At 76.0% G+C, this 25,844-nt stretch carries 14 protein-coding genes; 2 read left to right on the top strand and 12 right to left on the bottom strand.

Annotation, left to right across the window (positions count from 1 at the left end):
• Nucleotides 1-4: 4 nt before the first annotated feature.
• The 10 genes from T328_RS10535 to T328_RS10490 form a co-directional block, all read right to left on the bottom strand.
• The gene (locus T328_RS10535) at nucleotides 5-1,096 is read right to left on the bottom strand and encodes a prephenate dehydrogenase (protein ID WP_496495674.1); all 1,092 of its coding nucleotides are present in this window, start codon (nucleotides 1,094-1,096) and stop codon (nucleotides 5-7) included.
• A 166-nt stretch (nucleotides 1,097-1,262) separates the two neighbouring features.
• On the bottom strand, nucleotides 1,263-2,363 hold the full coding sequence (locus T328_RS10530) for a methyltransferase (protein WP_496495673.1): 1,101 nt from the start codon (nucleotides 2,361-2,363) through the stop codon (nucleotides 1,263-1,265).
• Between the two features lie 63 nt (nucleotides 2,364-2,426).
• A complete protein-coding gene (locus T328_RS10525; RefSeq protein ID WP_496495672.1) occupies nucleotides 2,427-3,950 on the bottom strand; it encodes an FAD-binding oxidoreductase in 1,524 nt (507 codons plus the stop codon).
• A gap of 118 nt (nucleotides 3,951-4,068) precedes the next feature.
• A complete protein-coding gene (locus T328_RS10520; RefSeq protein ID WP_496495671.1) occupies nucleotides 4,069-5,124 on the bottom strand; it encodes a methyltransferase in 1,056 nt (351 codons plus the stop codon).
• A complete protein-coding gene (locus T328_RS10515; protein WP_496495670.1) occupies nucleotides 5,121-5,357 on the bottom strand; it encodes an MbtH family protein in 237 nt (78 codons plus the stop codon). Before T328_RS10515 ends, T328_RS10520 begins: the two co-directional genes overlap by 4 nt.
• A 2-nt stretch (nucleotides 5,358-5,359) precedes the next feature.
• Nucleotides 5,360-7,738, bottom strand: coding sequence for a M28 family peptidase (locus tag T328_RS10510; RefSeq protein ID WP_496495669.1), 2,379 nt, complete (start codon nucleotides 7,736-7,738; stop codon nucleotides 5,360-5,362).
• Nucleotides 7,735-8,811, bottom strand: a complete 1,077-nt coding sequence (locus T328_RS10505) for a 3-methyl-L-tyrosine peroxygenase-related protein (RefSeq protein ID WP_496495668.1) — start codon at nucleotides 8,809-8,811, stop codon at nucleotides 7,735-7,737. The genes T328_RS10510 and T328_RS10505 overlap by 4 nt, the downstream gene beginning before the upstream one ends.
• A complete protein-coding gene (locus T328_RS10500) occupies nucleotides 8,808-13,238 on the bottom strand; it encodes a non-ribosomal peptide synthetase (RefSeq protein WP_496495667.1) in 4,431 nt (1,476 codons plus the stop codon). The genes T328_RS10505 and T328_RS10500 overlap by 4 nt, the downstream gene beginning before the upstream one ends.
• A complete protein-coding gene (locus T328_RS10495; RefSeq protein WP_496495666.1) occupies nucleotides 13,235-16,561 on the bottom strand; it encodes a non-ribosomal peptide synthetase in 3,327 nt (1,108 codons plus the stop codon). Before T328_RS10495 ends, T328_RS10500 begins: the two co-directional genes overlap by 4 nt.
• 35 nt (nucleotides 16,562-16,596) lie before the next feature.
• Complete coding sequence (locus T328_RS10490; RefSeq protein WP_496495665.1) at nucleotides 16,597-21,948, bottom strand: amino acid adenylation domain-containing protein; 5,352 nt, start codon at nucleotides 21,946-21,948, stop codon at nucleotides 16,597-16,599.
• Between the two features lie 316 nt (nucleotides 21,949-22,264).
• Here T328_RS10490 and T328_RS10485 point away from each other — a divergent pair, with 316 nt between their 5' ends.
• Complete coding sequence (locus T328_RS10485; RefSeq protein ID WP_496495664.1) at nucleotides 22,265-23,476, top strand: acyltransferase family protein; 1,212 nt, start codon at nucleotides 22,265-22,267, stop codon at nucleotides 23,474-23,476.
• Nucleotides 23,477-23,591: 115 nt separating this feature from the next.
• On the opposite strand, the gene T328_RS10480 is transcribed toward T328_RS10485, so the two are convergent.
• Nucleotides 23,592-25,004 carry a cytochrome P450 gene (locus tag T328_RS10480; RefSeq protein ID WP_496495663.1) on the bottom strand — a complete coding sequence of 471 codons (1,413 nt, stop codon included), beginning with the start codon at nucleotides 25,002-25,004 and terminating at the stop codon, nucleotides 23,592-23,594.
• Nucleotides 25,001-25,201, bottom strand: coding sequence for a ferredoxin (locus tag T328_RS10475; RefSeq protein WP_496495662.1), 201 nt, complete (start codon nucleotides 25,199-25,201; stop codon nucleotides 25,001-25,003). The genes T328_RS10480 and T328_RS10475 overlap by 4 nt, the downstream gene beginning before the upstream one ends.
• A 137-nt stretch (nucleotides 25,202-25,338) precedes the next feature.
• Between T328_RS10475 and T328_RS10470 the strand changes: the two genes are divergently transcribed.
• Nucleotides 25,339-25,827 (top strand): pyridoxamine 5'-phosphate oxidase family protein, encoded by a 489-nt coding sequence (locus T328_RS10470; RefSeq protein ID WP_496495661.1) that lies wholly within the window; start codon nucleotides 25,339-25,341, stop codon nucleotides 25,825-25,827.
• Nucleotides 25,828-25,844: the final 17 nt, after the last annotated feature.

Here is a 25,844-nt window from a genome sequence, read left to right as displayed (position 1 = left end):
TGCGTCAGAGCACCGCCCAGCCCCGCAGGCGCAGCCGTTCGGTGAGCACCGCGGCGCCCACGGCGTCGACGGTGAGTTCGGCCACGCCGGAGGACGGCTCCGGGGTGCCGTAGAGCCGTAGGTCCTCGACGTTGACGCGGCACGTGCTTATGTCGGCGAGCAGGGCGGCCAGTTCGCCCTCCCGGTCGGTCAGCCGCACCCGCAGGGCGCGGGACGGGCAGGACTCCGCCCCGTACCGGGCGGGCAGCGCGGCGCGGCCTGTGCGGCCCTCCTCCAGCAGCCGGGTGAGCCACTTGCGCGCCACCTCGGCCGTCGTGGCGGTGCCGCGGTCCGGCGCCTCCGCGAGGTCGGCCAGGACGTCCACGGCGGCGTTGAGGTCGCGGGCCAGGTCCCGCGCCTCGGCGTGCACGGACCGGGCGTTGGCGCCGAGGATGTCGGTCCACAGGTCGGGGTCGCCGTCCGCGATCCGGGTCACGTCGCGCAGCCCGGAGCCGGCCAGGACAAGGTCGGCGCGGTCGACCCCGCGCAGCCGGGCGGCGAGGAGGCTCGCCAGCAGGTGCGGCAGATGGGAGGTGAGCGCGATGACCTCGTCGTGGTGCGCGGCGGTCATCGTCACCGGGCGCGCGCCGCACAGCTCCACCAGCGTGCGCGCCGCGCGCTCCGTGCCCGGCGAGGTGCTGGCCGTCGGGGTGAGCACCCAGGGCTTCGCCGCGAACAGGTCGGCGCGGGCCGCGCCGGGGCCGGAGTACTCCCGCCCGGCGATGGGGTGGCCGCCGATGAAGCGGGAACGGTCGTAGTCCCCGCCCGGCAGCCCCTTCACGCTGGCGACGTCGGTGTAGTGGTGGGCCAGACCGTGCCGTTGCGCCTCGGCGAGCGCGGCGCACACGTTGTTCGGCGGCACGGCCACCACGGCCAGGTCGGTCGGCTCCGGGGGTCTTCGGGCGCTGCCCGCGCCGATGGCCTCGGCGATGCACAGCGCCTCGGCGCGCGTGTCGCGCAGGTGGACCGCCATGCCCCGGGCGGTGGCCGCCAGGGCGATGGACGTGCCGATCAGACCGGTGCCGATGACGGTGACGGTGCGCAGCGGACGGGTCACGGCTGTGCACCGTCCGTGGGGCGCCCGGGCGTGCCGCGGCGGGGCGCGGGCCGCGGGCGCCTCCGGAGCGCGGGCGTCCGGCCGTACACCGGCGGAACACCCGGCCCGGCCCGCCGGCCGGTACGTCTGAAGAACGGCCAGAAGTGCCAGAACATGGTGCTGCTCCTCAGTCCTCGGGAACCGCGCTGATCACCTGCATGCCGCTGGGCAGCACCTGCGTCGCGCAGACCCGCAGCCGCGCCTTGGCCAGCAGGGCCTGCACCTCGGCGGCCGTGCGCTCCTGGCCCCCGCCGCCGCCGAAGAGGCTGAGCATGTAGAGATCCATGAGCGCGGCGGCGCGGGCCTCCGGACCCCGGTCGCCGCCGTCGGCCGCCGTGAGGTCCACGACCGTGAGGGTCGCTGCGGGGTCCATGGCGCGCCGGCAGGTGCGCAGGATGCGCACGGCGCTCTCGTCGTCCCAGTCGTGGAGGATGTGTGACAGCAGGTAGAGGTCGCCGCCCTCCGGGACGCGCTCGAAGAAGTCGCCGGCCACGACGGTCAGCCGCTCCTCCCCGCCCGCCGGTTGCTCCTGCCCGCCCGCCGGTTGCTCCTGCCCGCCCGTCGGCTTCCCGCCGCCCGGCAGGGCGGCCCGGGCGACCGAGCCCGGCAGGTCGAACAGGACCCCGCGGGCCGCCGGGTGGGCGTCGATGACGCGGCGGATGAAGGCGCCGTCCCCGCCGCCGATGTCCACGATCGTGCGGTAGCCGGAGAAGTCGACGTGGCGCATGATCTCGTCGAGTTCGAGCGCCAGGCCGAACCGCTGCGAGCTGTCGAACGTCGCGCGCAGCCGGGCGCCGCCCGGCGACTCCATGTGCGTGAACAGGTCCGTCCCGTGGTCGTCCAGGAAGGGCGACCGTCCGCCGCGCACGGTCCTGGCCAGCCGGTCCCACGCGGCGCCGAACTCCCCGGCGACCAGCAGGGCGGAGGGCAGGGCGGACGCAGGGTGGTCGGGGGTCAGGGCGGCGCCGAGGGGGGTGAGGGCGTACGCCCCCGTCCCGTCCACGGCGAAGACGTCGAAGACCGTCAGGGCCCGCATGAGCCGGCCGACCGACCCGGCGTCCGCGCCGGCGCGGTCGGCGAGTTCCGCGGCGGTCGACGGCCGTTCGGCGAGCAGCGCGGGGATGCCGAGCTCCGTGGCGGCGGCCAGCGCCCGGCCGGCGAGCTGGCCGTAGAGCAGCTCGCGGGCGGTCACGGCGGCGTCGCGGTCTGTGCTGCTGAGTTCCTGCAACGTGTCCTCCATCCACCGGTACGGCGGCGTGCCGGCCCGCGCGGCTGCGCGGCGCCGGCCCGCTCAGCCGCCGACGCTCTGGCCGAACGAGAAGAAGCCGTACCGGTCGTAGTCGCGCTTCACCCGCACCAGCCGGGAGTAGTTGGCGCCGTAGTAGGCGGTGCGCCAGTCCGCGAGGTGCGGGTCGGGGAAGTTGACGTAGTTCTCCGGGATGCCGTAGCGGTCGCTGACCTCGAAGCCCTTGTCCGCCCAGGACTGCGCCGCGGCCCGGCTGCCCGCCTCGGGCTCGTCGACCTGCAGGCCGACGGTGTAGCCGATGTAGTAGTGCGACGTCCGGTGCACGTACGCGGTCGCGTCCGCGGGCACCCGGTTGGCCTGGCCGCCGAGCGCGAAGAACGTGAGGTAGCGGAACTGCTCCGCCGCCCGGTCGGCCTCGAAGGCTTCGAGCAGCTCCCGCACGGCGGCGGCGGTCAGCGGGTGGTCGGCGAGCCGGCCCCGGTCAACCGCGAAGTGGTAGCGCGGCAGCTTCGCCTCAGGGTTGTTGCCGACGAGGTGACACTCCTCGACGCTGAAGTCCCCGCAGCCGTAGTACTGCATCGCCGCCTGGTCGAACGGCAGCTCGGCGGTGTCCTCGGTGGCGGCCGGCCGCCCGATCGCCGAGACGAGCGACTCCCGGGCGGCGTGGTACTCCGGCTCGCTCCCCAGGTAGGCGCCCTGGATCAGCAGCACCGGCACGGCACCGGGGGCCGACTCCGCCATGAAGGCCACCAGCGAGGAGCCCCACGCGTCGGGCCCGCCGGGCAGCCACTCGGTGTAGCCCCGGATGACGTCGACCGCAGCCTCCCACGGCCACGTCAGGGTGAAGTTGATCAAGGAGGGGATGGCGACCGGGGCCACCTCGAACTCGGTGACGATCCCGAAGTTCCCCCCGCCGCCGCCGCGCAGCGCCCAGAAGAGGTCGGGCTCGTTCTCCTCGTCCGCGCGCACCACCCGGCCGTCGGCGAGCACCACCTGCGCCGAGCGCAGGTGGTCGGACGCCAGGCCGTACTTGCGCGTGCCCCACCCGATGCCGCCGCCGGAGATGTAGCCGCCGGGGCACACGGTCGGACAGAGACCGGAGAGGACCTGCAGGTCGTACGGGGCGAGCTTGGCGATCGCGTCGACCGACTGGGCACCGGGGCCGAGCCGCACGGTGCGGCCGGACGGACGCGCGCCGTTCATCATCGACAGGTCCACGATCAGGCCGGGCGTCGTCGACCAGCCGGCGTAGTTGTGGCCGCCGCTGCGCGGCGCGACCGGCAGCTCGTGGTCCTGGGCGAAGCGCAGGCAGACGGAGACGTCGCGCGGCGTCCGGCAGTACGCCACCGCCTGCGGGTGCACCGAGTCGAACTGCCCCAGCACCATCGCCTTGGCCCGTTCGTAGTCCGCGTCGCCCGGCAGGACGAGCGGGCCACTGAGGGCGGCGCGTAGCCTGCCCCACTTCGGCCGGGCGACCGCCGGCGACGGCCCGCCGGCCACGCCGCCGGCCAGCAGCCCGGCCGTCGCGGCGGCGGACCCGGCGCGGATGAGGGAACGCCTGTTCAGCATGGTGATCAATCCTCGGGGAGAAGAGAGTTGCGGCAAGGGCCGCCGGGGGTGGCGGGGAACGGGAGGGACTGGCCCGGCGCACCCGAGGCGTGCCAGGCCACGCCGCTCCCCGTGCCCCCTACTTGGTGGCGACGATCACTCCGTGCGGCGTCCACCCCGGGAAGGCGGTCCGCTCGACGGTGCTGAAGCCCGCTTCACGCAGGCACTGCTCGTGCTGGGCCCAGGAGTAGATCATCCCGCCCTCGGCCGGCAGCGAGGCGAAGTAGACGCTGTCCAGCGCCGCGACCACGGGGCCGTCGCCGTCGTCGTTCGACATCGAGTTGAAGATGACGAGCCGGCCGCCCTCGGGCAGCGCCTCGTACGCCTTGCGCAGCAGCCGCGTGTTCTCCTCCAAGGTCCAGATGACGAGCTGGTGGGCGAACATGATGGTGTCGTAGCCCGTCGGGAGGGGCGCGTTGTGCATGTCGACGGGCTGGACGTCGATGCGGTCGCTCAGCCCGGCCTCGGCGATCTTCTTCTCGGTGATCGGGGTTGTGGCCTCGATCTCCAGCACCGTCACCTGCAGGTGCTCGTTGGCCGCGGCCAGCGCGATGGCGTTGACGGCGTCGCCGCCGCCGCAGTCCAGCAGCCGGCGGGAGCCGGACATGTCCAGGTGCTCGACGAGCTGCTGGTTGGCCAGCTCGGACCACGAGCGCATGTAGCGGTAGAAGACCGACTCCATGTGCGGGTTCTCGCTCAGCCGGTGGTAGAGGTCCCGGCCGGTGCCGCGGACGCGGCGCAGGCCGACGTTGCTGTTCGTGCGCAGGGACTCGGTGAAGTCGAGCTGGCCCTCGTAGACGATGTACTGCTCGAAGGCCACCGTGTCCTTGAACCGCTGCCAGTCCGGGCCCGCCATGAGGTCGGCGACCACGGGGGCGAGCTGGTACCGGTCGTCCTCCTTGATGAGCATGCCCTGCGAGGTGACGCCGAGCAGCAGGATGTCGTTGGCGCGGTGCGACAGGCCCAGCTCGTCGGCTATCTCCTGCCGGGTCCGTCCGGGCCGCTGCTGCAGCACCTCGAAAAGGCCCAGCTCGCAGGCCGCGTTGAGGTACTGGAAGGCCGCGTGGCCGAAGAGGATCCAGGCGAGGCCGTCCATGTCCAGGTCGGTCCGGCCGGTGGGTACGGTCGTGGTCATGCGTCGTCTCCTCGGGTTGCCGGTTCGGTGGTACGGGCTCCGGGGTCGGAGCCGGTCGGGTCGGGCCACACGGCCTCGATGTGCTCCAGGCAGGAGCTGCGGGGGCCGGTGAACCCGGCGGCGTGCCAGCCGTCGGGCACGTCCCGCCCGGCCGGCCAGATCGAGTACTGGTTGCGGCCGTTCACGACGACGACGCAGGGAACCGAGTCGTCGTCGCCCAGGAATGCCGCCATGGTCAGTCACCTCCTTCGTCGGACGCGGTTCCGGGTTCGGGTGCGGGGCCGGATGTGGGGACGGTCACGGTGCGGGCCGTCAGGGCGGCGTTGCCCCAGATGTCGACGTCGAGGGCCGCCGCGGGGCTGAGCGCCGGCGGGTCCAGCTCGGGCGGCAGCCCGTCCTCGCGGTCGAGCAGGCGCAGCCGTACGGGCGTGGTGGGCAGTTCGAGGACGACCTCCTCGCCGGCCGCCGGCACCGCGTGCAGCCACAGCTCCCAGCCGCCCTCACCCGCGGTGTCGTCGGGCTCGGTGAACGCGCCGTCCGCGACCCGCCAGCGCCGCACCTGATCGTCGGGAGCGGCGAGGGAGATGACGCGGGCGCCCCGGGGGCTGCGCAGCCGCAGCCGCACCAGGCGCCGGCCGGCGTCCCCCGGCTCCTCGCCCAGGACCGTCAGCTCGGGCGCGGGGAGGTCCAGCACGGGCGCCGGGGCGTGCAGGAAGTCCCGCTGCCAGCCCGGGAAGTACGCCTCCAGCCGGCCGCGCTCCGGCCGGTCGCCCAGCGCGGGCCGGGTGGCGCCGCTCACGGCCCGGTCGCTGCTGATCCACAGCGCCCGGCCGTCGTCGGGGGCGAGCAGGTAACTAAGCGTCGCCGGCGGTTCCGGCGCGTCGGGCGGCCGTCGGGCGAGCCGGTGCGCCGCCACCCCGGCCGCGGTCGCCAGCCCGCCCGCCGCCAGGGCCCGGCGCGCGGGCCGGGGGAGGGCGGCGATCGCGGGCGCCGCCAGCTCCCCGCAGAGCTGCAGCACCACGGCCGAGGTGCCGGCCATCCGGGGCGTGAGGCCGTGGAAGAGCAGCCGCGAGAGCGGGACGAGGAGCGCCGCCGCCGGGGCCGCCGCCGCGGCGGCGCCGACGGCGTGCCGCACCGGCCGGGGCCGGTCGGTGCCCGTGTCGAGCAGCCACAGCCCGGCCGCCCCGCCGAGCAGCGGGACGACGGCGACGTAGCTGCCGCCTGGCAGCGTCGCGGCCAGCGCCGCGGAGGCCAGCACCAGCGGCGCCGTGGCGCCGGCGGTCCGCTCGACCGCCGTGCCTGTCTCCGCGCCGGCGGCCAGCACCACCGCGCCGGCCAGGCCCGCGACGGCCGCGTAGACGCCGGCGGGGTCGTGGAAGTCGCCGTGCCGGCGGAACTCGGGGGCGCGCGCGCCCATCCCGGCCACCAGCGCCGTGGTGCCGGCCGCCCCGGCCGCCAGCCGCAGCAGGCCGGCGGCGGTGGCGCGACCCCAGCTCCCCGGGGTGAACGCGCCGCGGCGGCCGGCGCGGCGCGTCCCGCCCGCCCAGAGCAGCAGCGCCGCCGCGGTCGCCGGCCACACGGCGCCGGCGGGCACCCGGGCCAGCCGGCCCCGCCCCGCGGGGAAGAACACCGCGTCCGAGCCGCCGAGCCGCGCGAGGTCCGCCGACGCCAGCTCCCGCAGCAGGCCGAGGGCCAGCTCGCCGTGCTGCTGCAGCGCGGCCGGGTCGACGTGCCGCACGTCGTCGTGCGGGCCGTGGTAGCGGGCGAAGCCGCCGACGTGGGCGAAGTTCAGTCCGGGCAGGCCGCGCTCCTTGGCGTGCGAGAAGTCCGTGGCGTTGTCCATGCGCCGGTAGACGGCGTCGAACAGCGAGCTGGCCACCACCGGCACCCCGGTCCGCGCCAGCGCGTCGACCAGCGGGCCGTTGCCGTGCCCGGACTCGAACATCAGCACCGGGCCGTCCGTGCCGCGCGCCTCGAAGTTGAGGACGACGCGCACCGTCGCGGCGAGCGGGTGCTCGTCGAAGAACGCGCGCCCGCCGAGGGTGCCCGCCTCTTCGCCGTCGGTGAAAACGACGAGCAGGTCGTTGAGCGGCTCCGGGGCCGGCAGGAAGGCGCGCAGCGCCTCCAGCAGCGCCGCCACCGGCACGCCCGCGTCGCTGGCGCCCGGCCCCTGCGGCACGGAGTCGTAGTGGGTCATCAGCAGTACGGCCGCGCCCCCGACGGTGCCGGGGAGCCGGCCGATCACGTTGCGCACCCGGGCGGCGGCGCGGTAGCGCGGCCCGTACGGGGTGGGGCCGAGGTCGGCGCGGCTGACCGCCTCCTGCACTTCGGTCTCGAAACCCAGTTCCTTCAGCTCCGCCAGCAGGTACGCGCGGACGTCGTCCGCCGCCGGCGACCCGACCGGGTGCGGCCGGGCGGCCACCCGGCACACGTGGCGCATGGCCCGCTGCGCCGAGAACGCCGCCTCGGGGGCGCCCGCGGAGCGCGGTCGGGGCGTGCCGAGTCCGCGCAGTCCCTGCGCAGCCGCGGCGCCGGCGGCGACGGCGGGGCCGTAGCGGAGCAGCCGCCCGAGCGCCGTCCCGGCGCCGGCCGCCTTCCTCACCTGGTTCCTCATCGGGCGTCCCCTTCTCGCGCTTCTCCCGTGTCGGGCAGCGACCTCAGCCGGATGCGCCGGAACTGGCCGAGGACGTCGGTGGCATAGCGGGAGGAGCCCTTGGTGGCGAGCAGGCTCGGCGACCGGTCGCCCACGAACTGCTCGCAGACGTCCCGGTGCGCCCGGTAGGCCGCGTCCAGCGCGGTGCGGTACTCGTCGAGCAGGTCGGGGCGGAACCCGGCCAGCACGCTCCACGCGGGGCGGGCCGCCGTGATGGCCGCGACCAGCGCCTCGTGATCCCGCCAGTGCAGGCCGCTCATCTTGGGCGGCGCCACGGGCGGCATCAGGGTCGGCCGGATCTCCTCGCGGTACTGGGTGCGCCGCGCGTCGCCGGCGTAGAGCAGCGCGCCGTGCGAGCCCTCCATCAGCGCCACGGCCGCCGCTGCCGCCGCCGCCGCGTCCTCCAGCGCGCCCAGCTCGGCGCTGTGCTGCAGGCACGACATCATCACGGTCGCCCCCTGGCAGAAGGTCATGAACACGTGGTGGCCGCGCACCCAGCGGCGCAGCGCGTCATCCGGCTGCTGCCGGTGCAGCGCACCAGGGTGCGCCGCGCGGTGGCGCACCGGCGCCTGGCGCGGGCGGGCGAGCCAGCCGATCAGGGCCTCGAAACCGCCGTTGAGCAGGTCCCAGGCCGGCTTGTCCACGTCCGAGCCGTGCGCGACGGCCATTTCCAGCACGCCGGCGAGCGAGGCCAGCACCGCGTCCTGCAGCAGCGCGCCCGCCGGTCCCCGGGTGCGTACGATCCCGAAGGCCAGGTCGTTGTCGCGGTTGGCCGGCGACTCCCCCGGGTCGGGGCCCACGGGCTCGCCGGGCGCGGGGCCCAGCTCCGCCCGGGCGTACGCCACCCGCTCCAGCAGGACCGCGGCCTCGCGGCCGGCGCCGTCCGGCGCCGCGGGGTAGAGCAGTGCCTGGATCGTCGCCGCCCGCTCCGCGTCCGCGGCCACGACCCGGTCCACCGTGTTGGGCAGGTCGGACGGCCGCGGCAGCCGGAACGGCACCGTGGCGACGCGCTCGACGTACTCCGGCCGCTTCACGACGACTCCCGTGCGCTCACGAGCGGCGGCTCCGGCACCACGTCCTCCGGCCCGGCCATGAAGCCGGTGCGCACGAGGTAGTCGAGGACCAGGTGGGCGTCCGCCTCCGACGTGGGCGGGCAGGCGATGCCGCTGCCGTCGAGCATGCTCAGGGTCCGGGCGCACTCCAGCTCCGGCCGGACCTCCGCCAGGTACCGCGGGTCGAGCGCGCGGTGCGGCTCGGCCTCCGCGTCCTTGATGAGCGGGACGAGCGGGTAGAGCAGGTGGCCGGGGCCGACCGCCAGCGCCCGGCGCCGGCCCTCCTCGAAGGGGACGGTGTCGAACTCGTAGCCGTAGCTTCGGATCCAGTCGCAGAAGGTGGCCAGCGACACGGGGGCCGGGTTGAACAGGTGGTAGAAGCCGCCGAGGGCGTCGCGCCGCCCGGCGATGTGGACGACCGCGGACGCCACATAGTCCACCGGGACGATGTCGAAGATCCGCGGGTACTCGGGGAGTATCCGCATCGGCAGGAAGCCGCGCAGCGCGACGAGCAGGTAGTCGATGCTCTGTGTGGCCCCGTTGCGGGTGTGGCCGAGGATCAGGCCCGGGCGGAACACCGTGACGGGGACGCCGCGCCTGCGGGCGACGTCGACGACCTTCTCGGCGACCCACTTGCTGCCGGTGTAGCCGGCGGGCACCCCGACCGCGGAGCGCAGCGGGGCGTCGTCCTCCAGGAACGGGCGCGGCGAGTGCGTCGCCAGCAGGGTGTCGATCGTGGAGATGTGGTGGACGGCCTTGAGCCGCCGCTCGCAGGCCAGCCGCAGGACCTCCTGCGTGCCGCCCACGTTGGGCGCCTTCAGGGCGGAGTACGGGTAGACGAAGTTGACCATGGCGCCGCTGTGGTGGATGACGTCCACGCTCTCGGCCAGGTCGGCCCACTGCTCCTCGGTCAGCCCCAGCCGCGGCAGTCCCAGGTCGCCGGTCAGGCAGGTCACCCGGTGGAGCTCGGCGGCGCAGTCCACCTCGTACTGGGCCATCGTCCGCTTGACGCGGCCGAGCGCGTCCTCGGGGCTCTCGCCCCGGCACAGGCAGACGACCTCCGCGTCCGTGCCCCGCAACAGCTCGGCGAGGACGTGGACGCCGAGGTAGCCGGTCGCCCCGGTCAGCAGGACCCGGGACGGGTGCTCCCAGTCGGCCTCCGGCAGCCCGGCCGGGGTGATGTCCGCGTCCAGGTCCCCGTCCGCCTCCAGCGTGGCGGCGTGCCGGCGGCCCAGCACGCCCGACAGGCCGTCCCGCCGGTAGACCTCGATGGTCTCGGCGACGCCGGCGACGGTCGGCGTGCGGAAGAACTCGTGCAGCGGCACGTCCACCCCGTGCCGCTCGGTGAGGATCGTCGCGAGCCGGGCGAGCAGCACGGAGTTGCCGCCCGCGGCGAAGAAGTCGGCGTGCACGTCGGGTTCGGGCGCGGCGGTCCCCGCGTACAGCACCTGCGCGAAGGACTCGGCTACGGCGCGCTCCAGCTCGCTGCGTGGCGGCGTGCGGCGCGTGTCCCCGTCCGGGGCGTCGGCGCGGGCGAGGAGCCGGGCCGCCTCCTGGCGGTCGGTCTTGCCGCTGGGCGTGCGCGGCAGCTCCGGCAGGGCGAGCAGCCGGTCGGGTACGAGGTGCCGCGGCAGCGCGTCCGCCAGCGCCGCGTGCACCCCGTCGGTGCCCGCGGCGGGGTCGGCGGGCACGAAGGCGGCGGTGAGCCGCGCGCCTTCGGTACCGGCGTCCAGGGCGACGACGACGGCGGCCCGCACCTCGTCCAGCCCGGCGAGGACTGCCTCCACCTCGCCGACCTCCACCCGGTGCCCGCGGACCTTGACCTGGTCGTCGAGCCGGCCGAGGAACTGCACGGTCCCGTCGGGGAGCCGGCGGCCGAGGTCGCCCGTGCGGTAGAGCCGGGCGCCGGACCCGGTGAACGGGTTCGGCACGAACCGGGCGGCCGTCAGTGCGGGCCGGCCGTGGTAGCCGAGGGCGAGCCCCGCGCCGCCGACGACGATCTCGCCGGGAACGCCCTCGGGCACCGGCCGCAGCTCCGCGTCGACGACGTGGACCTCGGTGTTGTCGACGGCCCGGCCGATGGGCACGGGCACGGTGGCCTGCCGCCCGGTGGCGACGGGGTGACCGGTAGCGTCGATCGTCGCCTCGGTCGGCCCGTACAGGTTGGCCACCTCGGCGGACCACACCTTGCCCATGCGCTCCAGCAGCGGCTCGGTGAGCGGTTCGGCGCCGCTGAGCACGGTGCGCACCGACGTGCACAGCCCCGCGGAGGGGTGGTCCACCAGCAGGCTGAGGAGCGACGGCACCCCGCCGAGCAGCGTGACCTCCCCTTCGCGGACGCACGTCAGCAGCTCGGCCGGGTCGGCCATCTGCTCTTCGTCGGCCAGGACGACGGCCGCGCCGGTCGACAGCGGCCAGAAGACGGCCCAGACGGAGGGGTCGAAGCTGAAACTGTGGTTGTGCAGCACCCGGTCGGACGACCCGATCGGCCAGTTCGCCTGCCGCCACCCGATGTTGTTGACGACGCTGGTGTGGCGCACGACGACCCCCTTGGGCCGCCCGGTGCTCCCCGAGGTGTAGATCAGGTACGCGGGCGCGTCGCCGGCCAGCGGCACGGGACCGGGCAGCGGCGCGGCGCCGGAGCCGGCGGGGGGCAGCTCGTCGAGCAGCAGCACGGGGACGCCCGCGCCCTGCGGCGCACCCGCGGCGGACGACTCGGTGACCAGCAGAGCGGGGCGGCAGTCGCCGAGCATGTAGCGCACGCGCTCCTCGGGGTAGGCCGTGTCGACGGGGACGTACACGCCGCCCGCGGCCAGCACGGCCAGCAGGGCGGTGACGGCCCCCGGGCCGCGGGACAGCCGGACCGCCACCCGGTCCCCGGGACGGACGCCGCGGGTGGCCAGCTCACCGGCCAGGCGCAGTGCGTCCGCCCACAGCGGCCCGTACGCGAGCGTGGCGTCCCCCTGCCGCAGGGCGACCGCCTCGGGGGTGGCCCGCGCCTGCCGGGCGACGAGGTCCGTGAGCGAACCGGGCTCCCGCGTGGCGTCGTTGCCGTGGCCCGCCGCCACGGCGGCCCGGTCGTCGCCCTCCGGCAGCAGCCGCGTCGTCGCCGGGGTGGCCGTGGGCACCGGGGAGTCCGGCGCCAGGGCGTCGAGCACGGCCTCGAACTGGGCGGCGAGGCCGCGGACGCGCGGCTCGTCGTGGACCCCCGAGTCGTACGAGAGCTGCAGCCGCGCACCGGTGTCCTCCAGCCGCGCCGTCAGCTCCAGGTCGTACTCGGTGCCGCCCGCCTGGGCGGGCACGGCGCGGGTGCCGCGGGCGTCGACGGCCCGCACCACGGTCTGCACGTAGGGGGTACGGCTGACGTCGCGGCGCGGCGGGCGGACCTCCAGCAGGTACGCGAACGGGGGCTCGTCCGGGGACCCGGCGAGCCGCTCCGCGACATCGGCCACCAGCCGGGGGAGCGGCACCCTGTCGGCGCCGTCGACGCGCACGACGCGCAGCGGGTCGAGCGGGCCGACGACGCCGGCCGTCGCCGCGGGGCGGGGCACGCGCACGCCGCACTGGGCGGAGCCGCTGGCCTGCGAGCGCATCAGCACGACCAGCCAGGCGGCGACGACCGCGGCCGTCCAGTCGCCGGTGCGGGCGGCCCGCTCCGCGACCGGCCGGCGCAGCGGCACGGTCAGCGAGGCGGTCGCGTTCACCTTGACCGGCGGCCTGGCGCGGTAGCCGGGGACTGCGGACGCGGCCGGGCGGTCCAGCAGCCGCGCCCGCCGGTCGGCCTCCTCGCGGACGTCCGGCGCGGCGAGCCGGTCCATCTCGGCCTGCAGCACCTCGGTCAGCGTCGTCGTCGGCGCGGCCGTCGGCATGCCGGACACGGCCTCGGCGTCCGCGTCGTCGGGGCGGACGAGCGCCTCGGCAAGCAAGTCGCAGGAGGTCTCGTCGAGCACCAGCCGGTGGCCGGCCAGCACCAGTTCGTCCGTTCCGCCGTCCACGCCGCGCAGCAGCAGGGCGCGTAACAGCGGCCCCTGGCCGAGAGAGAACTCCTCCTCCGTCAGGTGCTCGACCAGCTCCCCGGGCGACCGTGGGGTGTCGACGACGCGCAGGGCGACGTCGCCGCGCGGCAGCACCAGCCGCACGGGTCGGCCGGCCACCTCGACGAAGACGCTGCGCAGCGCCTCGTGCTCCGCCGTCAGCCGGCTCAGCCGCTGCTGCAGCCGGGTCTGTTCGAGCTCCGGCGGGATCCGGTAGCGGCCGGTGACGGTGGCCCAGGAACCGGCCCCCATCGAGCCGAGCAGCCACAGCCTGCGCTGCTCGGCGGAGAGTGCGGTGGCGGATTCGGCGTCGCGCTCGGTGAGCACGCGGTCGAGTGCTGCCGCGAACGCCTTGTTGCTCTGCCGGCGGGTCACGAGGGGACCTCCTGGGACACGGGGCGGGAGCGGTGCGCTCCGCCGGGGCGGGTGGGCGATCGGTGCACGGTGGGGAAGTCCCAGCCGTCCGCGGGTTCGGCCGCGGTGTTCTCGGCGGTGTTCTCGGCGGGGGCCTCCGCGGCGGGGGCGGGCACGAGGGCGGCGCCGGCGCGGGCGGAGGCGATCCGGGCGACGGTCGGCTCCATGAAGAACTCGGCCACCGGCACCCGGGCCCCCAGCTCCCGCTCGGCGCGCTGCAGCAGGGTGGCCGCGAGTGCGGAGTGGCCGCCCAGCAGGAAGAAGTCGTCGTGGACGCCGACGTCGGGCATGTCCAGCAGCTCGCACCACAGCGCGGCGACCGCGCGCTCCGCGGGCGTACGGGGCGCCACCTGCTCCGCGGCGCCGGCGAGCGGTCGTCCGGTGCCGGCGAGCGCCCGGCGGTCGGTCTTGCCACTGGGGTTCAGCGGGATGGCGTCCACCTCGTACAGTTCGGACGGCAGCAGCGCCGGGGGCAGCGTCCGGGCGAGCGCCCGCCGCAGCCCGGCGGCGGCGTCCGCGTCGTCGAGCGCTCCGCCGTCGGCCACGAGGTAGCCGGCGAGCCGGGTGCCGCCGGGCGCGTCGCGCACCGTCGCGGCGGCGTCCGCGACGCCGTCCAGCGCGCGCAGGGCCTGCTCGATCTCGCCCAGCTCGACGCGGTTCCCGCGGACCTTTACCTGGTCGTCGGCCCGGCCGACGAACTCCAGGGCGCCGTCGGCGCGTTGCCGCACCAGGTCGCCGGTGCGGTACAGCCGCTCGCCGGGCCGGACGGGGTCGGGCAGGAAGCGGGCGGCCGTGCGCGCCGGGTCGCCGAGGTAGCCGAGGGCCACCCCGGCGCCGCCGACGAGCAGTTCGCCGCAGACCCCGCGCGGCACGGGCCGCATGGCGCCGTCGGCCACGACGACGTGGGTGCCGGGCAGCGGCTCGCCGATGGTGACGCGCTCAGCGGGGTGCAGCCGCGCCGCGCAGGACCAGATCGTCGTCTCCGTCGGGCCGTAGAGGTTGTACGCCCTGACCGGCCCCTCGGAGAGCAGGTCGCCCAGGTCCTCCGGCAGCGCCTCGCCGCCGCAGAGTACGGTCAGTCCCGGCCGGGGCCGCCAGCCCCCCGCCGCGGCCAGCCGCCAGCCGGCGGGCGTCGCCTGGGCCACGGTGACGGCCGGGTCGGCGAGCCGCTCGGCCAGGTCCGCGGCATCCTGCTGCACGCCCGCCGGGGCGACGACGACGGTGCCGCCGGCGACCAGCGGGCCGAGCAGCTCCAGCAGGGAGATGTCGAACGAGACCGTGGTGAGGGCGAGCAGCCGGTCGCCGGCGCCCAGCCCGATCCGCTTGCCGACCGCCCCGAGGAAGTCGCTGAGGCGGTCGTGGCCGACGACGACCCCCTTGGGCCGTCCGGTGGAGCCCGAGGTGAACATCACGTACGCCGCGTCCCGGGACCGCGGGCCGCCGCCCCCGGCCGGCTCCGCCGTGGCCGGGCCGGACTCCGGGCCGGGTGCCGTTCCGGCGGCGTCCCGGCCGACCGCCAGCGCGCGCGAGCGGTGGCCGTCCGGCACCCGGTCCGGGTCCGTGCACAGCACGACGGCGGGGGCGGCGCCGTCGAGGATGGCGCGGCGACGGTCATCTGGGGCGGCCGGGTCGACGGGCACGTAGACGCACTCCGCGTCCCAGCAGGCGAGCATCGCCACCACGGCGCGCGCGTCGCGCTCGGTGTGCACCGCCACGTGGTCGCCCGGCCGGGCGCCCGCGGCGCGCAGGGCGGAGCTCACCGCGGCCACCCGGCGGACCAGTTCGCGGTAGCTGACCGTGCCGGTGCCGTCGGCCACGGCGGCGGCGGCGGGCGTCCGCGCCGCCACCCGGCGGATCTGCTCCCACACCGGGGGCCGTCCCCCGGCGAGCGCGCCGCCGTCGAGCCGTCCGGCCCGGCCGTCGCCGTACTCCTCGGCGGCGGTGGTCAGCGGCACGGTGGACACGGCGGTCGCGGCCTCCTCCGGCAGCCGGCCCAGCACGGCCCGGAACCGCTCGGCGAGACCCGCGACCGTCGGCCGCTCGAACAGCGCGGTGGCGTACTCCAGGAACCCGCTCACCTCGCCCGCCCGCTCCTCGAAGAGGAAGAGCGACAGGTCCACCCGCGACGAGCCGCAGTCCACGTCCGCCACCTCGGCGCGCAGCGACGGCAGCGCGTAGTCGCGCCGCACGTCCTGCTGGAGCCCGAACATGGCCTGGAACACCGGGGACCTGTCGGGGCTGCGCGGCGGGGACAGCATCTCCACCAGCTCCCCGAACGGCAGCACGGAGTGCTTCAGCACCCCGCCGAGCGCGGCGTGCGTCTGCGCCACGGCCTCCTCGAAGGAGGGGCCGGCGCGCAGGTCCACCCTGATCGGGCAGGTGTTGGCGAGGTACCCCACCGTGCCGTCGAGTTCGGCGTGCGCCCGGTTGCCCACCGGGAGGCCCACGAGCAGGTCGTCGGTCCCCGCGGTGCGGGCCAGCACCACCGCGTAGGCGGTGAGCAGCGTGCTGAACAGTGTGGCCCCCCGCGCGGCCGACCAGCGGCGCAGCCGGTCCGCGAACACGGCGTCCACCCGCACGGGCACCCGGCCGCCGGCGTACGACTGCACGGCCGGCCGCCGGTGGTCGGTGGGCAGGTCCAGGACCAGCGGCGCGCCGCGCAGTGCGCCGGTCCAGAACTCCCGTGCCGCCGCGTGGCCCTGAGCCTGCCCGGGCCCGGTCCCCTCGCCGGCGGACCACATGACGTAGTCCGCGAACTGCGGCGGAGCCTCGCCGGCCGGCTTCGCGCCGGCGTAGTGGGCCAGCAGCTCGCGCAGCACGACCTGCAGCGAGAGGCCGTCGCAGACGGCGTGGTGCACGCAGAGCACCAGCTCGTGGTGGTCCGGTTCGAGGCGGATGAGCAGTGCCCGCAGCAGCGGCGGCTGCGCCAGGTTCCAGCCGCGCTGCGCCTCCCGGCGGCGCAGCAGGTCGCGCTCGGCGTGCCGGTCCGGCCCGTACGAGGTGAGGTCGGCCAGCGGCAGGGCGGCCAGCACCCCGGGCAGGACGACCTGGGTGAGGCGGCCGTCGACCTGCCGCAGTCCCGTGCGCAGGGCCTCGTGCCGGGCCACCACCGCGTTCAGCGCCGTCTGCAGGGCGGTGCGGCGCAGTTCGCCGCGCAGGTCGATACGGACCGCGAGCGTGTACGCCCGGCCGGCGGCGGGGCTCATCCGGTCCAGGAACCACAGCCGTTGCTGACCGGGGGAGGCGGGGAACAGATGGGCGTCGGGGGAGATCCGTTCGGTCACGAGGCGCTCCAGTGCGTCGGCGGGAGGGTCGGGCGTCAGCGGGAGGAGACTCTGAACCGGCTGCGGTCGAGTCGGGGCAGCGGGGCAGGCGCGGCGGCGGGCAGCCCGGCGGCGGCCAGCAGCTCCGCCTGTTCGGCGACGGTGGGGCGGTGCCAGAGCTCGGCCAGCGGCACGTCCACCTCGAACTCCTTGCCGAGCAGGTGGGCGAGGCGGGCCAGCAGCAGGGAGTGGCCGCCCGCGTCGAGGAAGGAGTCGGTCACGCCCACGGCGCCGGGATCGCCGCCGAGCACCGCGGCCCAGCAGTCGGCGATCCTGCGTTCCGTGTCGGTCCGCGGCGCCACCCGCGCGCCGCTGACGAGCTGGAGCATCGGCGTCGCCAGCAGCTTCGCGCGGTCGAGCTTGGCGTGCCGGTTGCGGGGGAGCTGGTCGAGCACCGCGTACTCGGTCGGGATCATGTAGCCGGGCAGCTCGCGCGCCAGCCGGCTGCGCACGCCGCGCAACTGCTCCGCCTGGTCGGCGTCCCCGGGCCAGGGCGGCGCGAGGTAGGCGGCGAGGCGCCGCGCGCGCCCCTCGCCGACCGCCATCACGGCGACGTCCCGGCCGGGCTCCACGGCGCGCAGCGCCTGCTCCACGTCGCCGAGCTCGATACGGAAGCCGCGCACCTTCACCTGGTGGTCCGTGCGGCCGACGAACTCGAGCTGCCCGTCCGGCCGCCAGCGCACCAGGTCGCCGGTGCGGTAGCGGCGCTCGCCCGGCGCGTGCGGGTCGGGCAGGAAGCGGGCGGCGGTCATGCCGGCCCGGCCCGCGTAGCCGAGAGCCGCGCCGGCACCGCTGATGAGCAGCTCGCCGGTGCCGCCGGGCGGCACGGGCCGCAGCGCGGCGTCGACGACAGCCAGAGAGGTGCCGCCGACGGGACGCCCGATCGGCACCGGTTCGACGGTGCCGGGGCCGAGTTCGGCGTAGGTCGAGTACGTGGTGGTCTCGCTCGGCCCGTACAGGTTGAAGACCCGGACGCCGGGGACGGCGCGGTGCACGGCACGGGTCAGCTCGGCCGGCAGCGGCTCCCCGGCCATGTTGACCACCCGCAGCCCGGCAGGCAGCGCCCCCTGCTCCAACAGCCCGGCGACGGCGGAGGGCACGGTGTTGAGGAGGGTGGCCCCGGCGGCGTGCGGGGGCGTATCGGCCAGGTCGAGCGCCGAGCCGAGCATGATGACCGAACCGCCGTGCGCCAGTGGGACGAACATCTCGAACACCGACAGGTCGAACGTGGCCGGGGTGACCGCGAGCGTCATGGCCAGCTCCGCCGGGGTGAAGACGCCGCCCGCCCAGCCGATCAGGTTCGCCGCCCCCCGGTGTGGGATCACGACGCCCTTGGGGCGGCCCGTGGAGCCGGAGGTGAACAGCACGTAGGCGGGGTCGTCCGGAGTGCTGCCCGGGTCGGGCGGGGGCGTCTCGACGGGATCCAGCCGCTCCAGCACCAGCGTGCGGACGGGCAGGCCGCGGTCGACCGCGGCGAAGGCGGCCGAGGTGAGCACACAGCGGCAGCCGGCGTCCTCCAGCACGGCCGCCAGCCGGGCCGGCGGCGCGGAGGTGTCGAACGGCACGTACGCGGCCCCGGCCCGCAGCACGCCGAGCAGGGCGGCGGGGAGGTCCTTGCCGCGGGGCAGCAGGACGCCGACCGTGCTGCCGGGACCCGCGCCGGCGCGGCGGAGGCCGGCGGCAACGGCGCCCGATCGCAGGTCCAGTTCGGCGTAGGTCAGCGTGCCGTCCCGGTCGACCACCGCCGGGCGCCGCGGGTGCCGGCGCACCGCGGCTGCGACGAGCCCGTGCAGGGTGTCCTCGCCGGCCGCCCCGACGGGCGAGACGGACCAGCGCCGCAGCCGCTCCGCCGCCGCGCCGCGGACCGCGGTGACCTCCGCGACGGGGCGCCCGGCGTCCTCGGCGAGGGCGTCGGCGACGGCGAGGAAGGCGTCGGCGAACCGCGCCGCCAGCCACGCCGGGTGGCGTCCGGGATCGACCTCGACCCGGCCGGTCAGCTCCGTGCCCCCGCCGGCGCCGGCCTCTTCCCAGAGCAGGGAGGCGAGCCCGAAAGGACCGACGCTCGGCAGGGGCACGGCGACCGGCACCCGGTGGTTGCCGAGGGGGAGGCCGCCGGTTCCGAGTAGCGCGCCGGCCAGGCCGGCGGGCGCCCCGGGGGTGTCCTGCTGGAGCAGCAGGGCGGCGTCGGGCGCGGGCACCGCGGGGCCGTGGACGGCGGCGGAGTGGGCGACCAGCTCGGGGTAGCCGACGGTGCGCCGCGCCAGCGCGGAGCGCACCTGCTCGGAGGTGCGCGCGACCATCTCGGCGACGGTGCCCGTGGCGGTGTCCACCGGGACGGGCACGGTCGAGACGAGGTAGTCGACGGCGTGGAAGGTGGCGGCGGAGCGGCCGTGCAGGGGGACCGCGACCGGGACCCGGTCCGCGCCGGTCAGCCGGGCCAGGACGACGGCCTGCACGGCCAGCAGCGTCGCGTAGAGGGTGGTGCCGCAGCGGTCGGCGAGCGCGCGGAGCGCGATGGTCCGCCGGGCGCCGAGGGCGAGCGCCGCGTGCACGGTCTCCCGGGCGGGCGTACCGTCGGCCGGGGGGGCGCCGGCCGTACCGCCGGCCGCGGTGGTGCCGCCGCCGGTGGCGCCCTCCGGCGCGGGCGGCAACTGCAGCGGCGGCGTCTGCTCGTACGCGTCCGCCCATTCCTGCCACGTCCGCTCCAGGTGCCGCAAGCCGGCGGCGGTGTCCGCCGCGGCCGGAGGCGTCGCGGGTGGCAGGCCCCGGCCGCTGAGGAGTGCGGTCATCTCAGCGGCCAGGACACCTGTCGACCAGAGGTCGGCTATCGCGTGATGGAGCCGGACCACGAGGTGCGCGGCGTGCCCGTCGGCCAGCACCGCCTCGACGTGGAACAGCGGGCCGGCGGTGAGGTCGGGCACGCGCCGGCAGCGCTCGCGCAGCACCTCGGCCAGCCGCGCCGTGTCCGGTACGGCGTCGGCGGCGAGCCTGGTCACGGTGAAGCTCCGGCACTCCGGCGGCTCGCCGTCCTCCCGCGCGGTCGCGGCGCCGGGCGGGTCCACGACCTTCACCCAGCCCTCGCCGCGCCGCACCAGCCGGGTGCGCAGTGCCTCGTGACGGTCCGTCAACTCCAGGACGGCGCGGCCGGCGTCCGCGACCGTGGTGCCGTCGGGCAGCGCGAAGGCGGTGCCCAGGACGAGACCGGGTGTCGCGGCGTCGACCTCCTGCAGCAGGCACAGCGCCTGCTGCCGGGGCGTGGCGGGGCTCTCCGCGGGCCCGGACCGCGCGCCGGTCCCGGGGCCGGCCGGGGCCGGGGGAGCGCTGCCGATCAGCTCCGCGAGCCGGGCCGCGTCCACGCCGGCGAGCACGGGCTCGATGGGCACGGCGACCTGGAACACGTCGGCGATCACGGCGACGAGCCGGGCCGCGGCCAGCGAGTCGAGGTCCCGGGTCGTACCGTCGCCGCCGACGTGCGCGATGAGCGTCCCGGCGAACTGCTCGGCGAGCTGCTGCCGGGCCGTCAGGGCGGGGGCCCCGCCGGTGGCGGGGCCGCCCTCGTGCCCCTCGCCGCCGGCACGGGCCGCCGTCGGCGCCGCGTCCGTGTCGCACAGGACCGAGTCGAGCGTCCCTCGAAGGTGTGCCGCGCGCGCCGCAGACCGCTGCACCTTGCCGCTGGAGGTCTTCGGCAGCGTCGAGGGCCGGATGAGGTGGACGGCGTGCACCGGCACCGAGTGGCCGCCCGCCACGGCCTTGCGGATCGCCGCGGCGGTCTCCGCCGCCGTACCCGCGTCGTCAGCATGGCCGCCGCGCAGCTCGGCGATGACGAGGACCTCCTCGCCGCCGTCGTCCCCGGGGACGGCCACGGCCGCGACGCAGCCGGGCCGGACCGCGGGATGGGCCTGCTGTGCCGTCAGCTCCAGGTCCTGCGGGTGCACGGTGCGGCCGCGTACGACGATGACGTCCTTGATCCGGCCCACCGGCACGAGCTCGCCGTCCGCGCTCAGGAAGCCCAGGTCCCCGGTGCGCAGCCAGCCGTCGCCCGTGCCGGCCACCGTCAGCCCGAACGTGGCGCGGGTCGCCTCCGGGCTCTCGTGGTATCCGGCCGCGACGCTGCCGGAGCGGACGAACACCTCGCCGACCTCTCCCGGTTCGCGCGGCGCACCGGTGGCGGGGTCGGCCACCAGGATCCGGGTGTCCGCGACCGGCGGCCCGGCGGAGACGAGGTCGACGGCGCGTACGCCCGGCGGCGCGGGCACCGCGCGCCCGGCGGCGAGGGCGTCCGCGTCCAGATGCAGCACCCGGGCGCCGGCGCCCGGACGGCCGCCGGTGACGATGAGCGTGTTCTCGGCCAGCCCGTAGCAGGGCAGGAAGCTTGCCGAGCGGAAACCGGCCGGGGCGAACGTCTCGGCGAACGCGGCGAGGGTCTGGGACCGCACCGGTTCGGCGCCGCAGAACGCCACCCGCAGCGACGACAGGTCGAGGGCGTCCGCGCGCAGGCCGGCCTCGCGGGCCCGGCGGGCGGTCAGCGCGTAGCCGAAGTCGGGTGCCCCGGTGTGGGTGGCGCCGGTCTCGGAGCAGAGCCGCAGCCACGCGAGCGGGTCGGCGAGGAAGGTCTGGGGGGCGAGCAGGTGGATGGGGAAGCCGGTGAGGAGTGGGGTGAGCAGCCCGCCGACGAGCCCCATGTCGTGGTACGGCGGCAGCCACAGGACCGCGGTGCTCGAACGGTCGAGGCCGAACCGCTCGGTGATGGCGGCCACGTTGGCGAGCAGGGCGGCGTGCGTGACGACGGCGGCCTTGGGGTCGCCGGTCGAGCCGGAGGTGAACTGCAGGAACAGCACATCCTCCGGACCGAGGGGCGGCGGTCGCCAGCCGTCGGCGGTGCTCAGGGGCGCGTCGGTGCCGAGGAACCGCCGCGGCGGCGCGTCGGTCCGCTCCCCGTCGAGCAGCGCGCGCAGGGACTCCCGCAGCGGCGGCTCGGTGAGCAGGACGGCGTCGGGGAGCCGGTCGAGTACGGCCCGCACCCGGGCCAGGTCGCCCGGCCGGCCGCCGGGAGCCGGCGGGTAGACCGGCACGGCCGGCACCCCGGCGTAGACGCAGGCGAGGAACGCCTTGAGGTAGGTGGGCCCGGGGGGCAGGAGCAGCACGACGGGCCGGCCCCGCACGCTGCGGTCGAGCCGCGCGGCCAGCGCGCGCGCCGCGCGGTCGAGCGACCCTCGGGTGAAGCTCACCGGTGCGGCCAGGCCCGCGGCCGGCTGGGCGGGGAAGACCGCGGCGAGCGCCTCCGGCCGGGCTTCGCACCGGGCCCGGATGACGTCGCGGACGGTTCGCGTACCCCTGGTGGAATCCATCTCAGACTTCCCCCTTCGTCGGAAGAATTCCGACGGGAACGACCGTAGGTTGCTTACCTGGCGCTCCTGCTGTTCCTGTCAGGAAACTGCGGGATACCGGCGGGGATCCGGAAAGAGGGAAACCGTTCCGGCCGCCGTTCGCCGCCGGGCGGAATCGCGGAATCCCTCATTCAATGCGGACGGGCCGATGCGCAAATTGTTGGCGGCGGTCGCCGCGTACCGGTCGGACTCTGTCAGGACTCCAAAAGAACCGGCCCTGCGGCCCTCCCGGCGGGCGAATCTCGGAGAACTTCACGTCTGTTGAATGAGGTGAGCCATGATGTATTCGGGGGTGCGGGCCGGGACGGCCTCCCCGCGTTACTTTCCCGCCCTGGAGGGGATGCGCGCGCTGGCGGCCATAGCCGTGATCGTTTACCACGTGGCGATCTACACGGGGGCCACCCTGCAGCCGGAGCCGGGGATCCTCGCCAACGTCGCCAGCCGGGGGGATATCGGCGTACCGATCTTCTTCGTGCTCTCCGGCTTCCTGCTCTACCGGCCGTTCGCGGTCGCGTCGCTGCGGGACGCCGGCCGGCCCTCGGCGCGCCACTACCTCTGGCGCCGCGGGCTGCGGGTGCTGCCCGCCTACTGGGTGGCACTCGTCGTCTGCCTCGCGGTGTTCAATCGCGACACGGTGACGGGCGCGTGGGAGGTGGTCCGGCCGGTGCTGCTGCTGCACGTGTACGAGCGCGACGTGCTGCCGCTGGGCATCGGGCAGACCTGGAGCCTGAGCGCCGAGGTCGCCTTCTACCTGCTGCTGCCGCTGCTGGCGGCGGGTCTCGCCCGGCTCGGCCGCGGCGCGGCCGGACCGGCGGCCCGCGCGCGCCGGCAGACGGCGGGGCTCACGGTGCTCGCGGCGGTCGGCGTCGGCTCGGCGGTCCTCACGCACCTGCCGTCCGCGGGCGACTACCCGCCGGCGCACCTCTGGCTGCCCGAGTACGCCGGCTTCTTCGCGGGCGGCATGGCGCTGGCGGTGCTGCTCGCCCGCACCGAGGCCGACCCCCTCCGGCCGCCCGCCGCGGTGCGGCTGGCCGGCGACCGGCCGGGCCTGTTCTGGGCGGGCGCGGCGGCGGCGTTCGCGCTGGCCTGCACGCCGCTGACCGGCCCCGTCGACATCTCCTATCCGTCGGCCGCGGAGGCGGTCGCCGAGCAGCTTCTCTACCTGGTCTGTGCGGTGCTGCTCGTCGCGCCCTGCGCGCTGGGCGGCTGGCGCGCGCCCGTGCTGTCCGCCCCGGCGGTGCGCTGGCTCGGCCGGATCTCCTACGGCCTGTTCCTGTGGCACCTCGCCTTCCTGGAGGGCTACTTCAAGGTGACGGAGGACGAGTTCGGCACGGGGTCGTTCGCCGTCGTGCTCGGGGTGGTCGCGGCCGGGACCTTCGTGGCCGCCACCCTGTCGTACTACGTCGTCGAATGCCCCGCGCAGGCGCTGCGGCCGCGGCTGGGCCGGGCGCCGGCCGACATCCGCGAGCGCCCCGCCGCCACTGTCTGAGCGCGGTACGCACGGCGCGGAACGCGGCCCCGGACCCGCCCGCACGGGTGTCCGGGGCCGCGTTCCGCGCCGCCGCCCGGACAGCGGCGGGCGGCGGGCGGGGGCGGACGGGGGGTCAGGAGAGGCTGACCGACCGGTGGATGTTGCCCTTGACCCGCGGTGCCGGCAGCGACGTCCCGCTGCGGTGGAGCACCATCGGCAGCCCGTGGCTCGGCACGAGCGAGATGCGCTGGGCCCGGTCGACCCGGGACCCGGGCACGAGCGAGGGCCGGAAGCGCTGCAGCAGCATCGCCAGGATGATCTTCATCTCGAAGAAGGCGAAGTGCCGCCCGATGCAGTGGTGCGGCCCCGCGCCGAACGGCACGTACTCGTAGACGGGGCGCTTGACGGACTCCCACCGCGAAGGGTCGAAGACCGTGGGCCGGGGGTACAGCTCGGGGATGCGGTGCGTGACGTACGAGCTGAAGAACACCGCGGCGCCCTCGGGCAGTTCGTACTCGCCCAGCGGGGCCGCCCGGTCGGCGTAGCGGATGGCGAACGCGGCCGGCGGCAGCAGCCGCAGGGCCTCCGTGACGACGCGGTCGAGGAGCTGCAGCCGTGGCAGCGACGCGGCGTCGGGCGGGCCGGATCCCAGCACGGTGCGGACCTCGTCCGTCACCGCGTCGAGGATCTCCGGGTGCTGGTCGAGCAGGAACATCGTCCAGGCCAGTCCGGCGGAACTGCTGTCGTGGCAGAAGCTCGTGTACGCCTCGCCGATCAGCTCGTCCTCCGTCAGCCGGGAACCGTCCTCGTCCTCCGCGCTGATCATCGCGGACAGGATGTCGTCGCGCCCGGCCGCGGTGGACCGGCGCTCGCGGATGAGCGCGCGCAGCGTGCCGTCGATCTGCTCCGAGATGCGCAGCGCGGAGCGGTAGGGGGACCCCGGCAGGTCGTACGGCAGGAGCAGCGTGCCCGGGGCAGCCGCCACCTTCAGCAGCCGGGTGACCAGCCCCTGCAACTGCTCGATCTCCACCCGCTCGGTGACGTCGAAGATGGTCCGCACCGCGATGGACATGATCAGCCGGAAGAAGTCGCGGTCCAGCCGCCGCGTCTCACCCGCCCGCCAGCCGGCCAGCTCCCGCTCCGTGAGCTCCACGATGGCCTCACGGTGCACCTGGATACGGCGCGCGGTGAACGCCGGCTGCATCAGCTTGCGGTGCTTGCGGTGCTCCGGCCCGTTCAGCCGCAGCAGCCCGCTGCTCAGCCGCCGGAACGCGGACCCCTCGGGCATCTTGACCTCGCGGAAGGCGTCCGAGATGAACACCTGCGGCTCGGCGAAGAGCGCCCGCAGGTATTCGGGGCCGAACGCGAAGACGTGCTTCGGCCGGTCGGGGTCCCAGGCGGAGATGGGGCCGTGCCTGTCGTAGAGCCCCTGCAGATGCGTCGCGGGGTCGCGGAGCAGGCTGAGGCCGCGCCACCGCCAGCCCAACAGCGGGACGCGGGGCGGGCCGGGAAGCCGGGGAGCGGGGCGGGTGGCGGTGACGGTCATTGGTCCCCCTCGACGGAGATGGCCTCGGCGGGGCACGTGCCCACCGCCGCGAGCGCCTCCGCGCGGTCCGCGGGTCCGGGCACCGGTTCGAGCAGCACGACCAACCCGTCCTCGTCGCTCTGGTCGAAGACGCCGGGCGCCTGCAAGGTGCACGCCCCGCTGCCCACACACCTCTCCCGGTCGATTTGCATCCGCATGGCTCACCAACCTTCTCGTGGGTGTCTCGCCTGCATCCTTCGCAGGATGGACCACCTCGGGGCCCCGCTCCTTCCGGGAGGCAAGCTCTCCGACAGAACTTGACGAGCGCGCGGGGCGTCGGGCAGTTTGACCGCTTATGCATGAGACCGAAGCCGATCTGGCGTACCTCGACGACCTCGGCGACCGGAGCTTCGCGAGTGCGGGCAGCCACTTGCTGTCGATCATGAAACCGGAGCATCGCATGACCGCCCGGCAGCTCTCCGAGTTACTCACCGGCGTGCAGGTGTTGGCGCTCTCCACCGTCACGGCGGCGGGCGAGCCCCGCGTCGCGCCCGTTGACGGGCTCTTCTTCCGTGGGCGCTTCTGGTTCGGCTCCGCCCACGACTCCGTACGCTTCCGCCATCTGCGCAAGCGCCCCCAGGTGAGCGCCGTCCTGCTGCGCGGCGAGCAGTTCGCGGTGATCGTTCACGGCCGGGCGCACGAGATCGACGTCTCCGACCCGGCCGAGGCGGACTTCCGCGCGTACTGCCTGGAGGTCTACGGGGACTCGTGGCTGGAGTGGGGCGCTCCGGCCGCGTACGCGCGCATCGACGCCGATCGTATGTACACCTACCGGACCGGCTGAACAGCGGTCTTTCCGGT

The sequence above is a fragment of the Streptomyces sp. CNX435 genome, from assembly GCF_059570575.1.
The sequence above is the reverse complement of the archived record's forward strand: the minus strand, read 5'-3'. Positions and strand labels throughout refer to the sequence as shown.

Bases quoted from the DNA above. Each gene is read 5' to 3' on its own strand.
- T328_RS10525 (WP_496495672.1), bottom strand. From the start codon at position 3,950: ATGCTGAACAGGCGTTCCCTCATCCGCGCCGGGTCCGCCGCCGCGACG.
- T328_RS10520 (WP_496495671.1), bottom strand. From the start codon at position 5,124: ATGACCACGACCGTACCCACCGGCCGGACCGACCTGGACATGGACGGC.
- T328_RS10515 (WP_496495670.1), bottom strand. From the start codon at position 5,357: ATGGCGGCATTCCTGGGCGACGACGACTCGGTTCCCTGCGTCGTCGTC.
- T328_RS10510 (WP_496495669.1), bottom strand. From the start codon at position 7,738: ATGAGGAACCAGGTGAGGAAGGCGGCCGGCGCCGGGACGGCGCTCGGG.
- T328_RS10490 (WP_496495665.1), bottom strand. From the start codon at position 21,948: ATGGATTCCACCAGGGGTACGCGAACCGTCCGCGACGTCATCCGGGCC.
- T328_RS10485 (WP_496495664.1), top strand. From the start codon at position 22,265: ATGATGTATTCGGGGGTGCGGGCCGGGACGGCCTCCCCGCGTTACTTT.
- T328_RS10480 (WP_496495663.1), bottom strand. From the start codon at position 25,004: ATGACCGTCACCGCCACCCGCCCCGCTCCCCGGCTTCCCGGCCCGCCC.
- T328_RS10475 (WP_496495662.1), bottom strand. From the start codon at position 25,201: ATGCGGATGCAAATCGACCGGGAGAGGTGTGTGGGCAGCGGGGCGTGC.
- T328_RS10470 (WP_496495661.1), top strand. From the start codon at position 25,339: ATGCATGAGACCGAAGCCGATCTGGCGTACCTCGACGACCTCGGCGAC.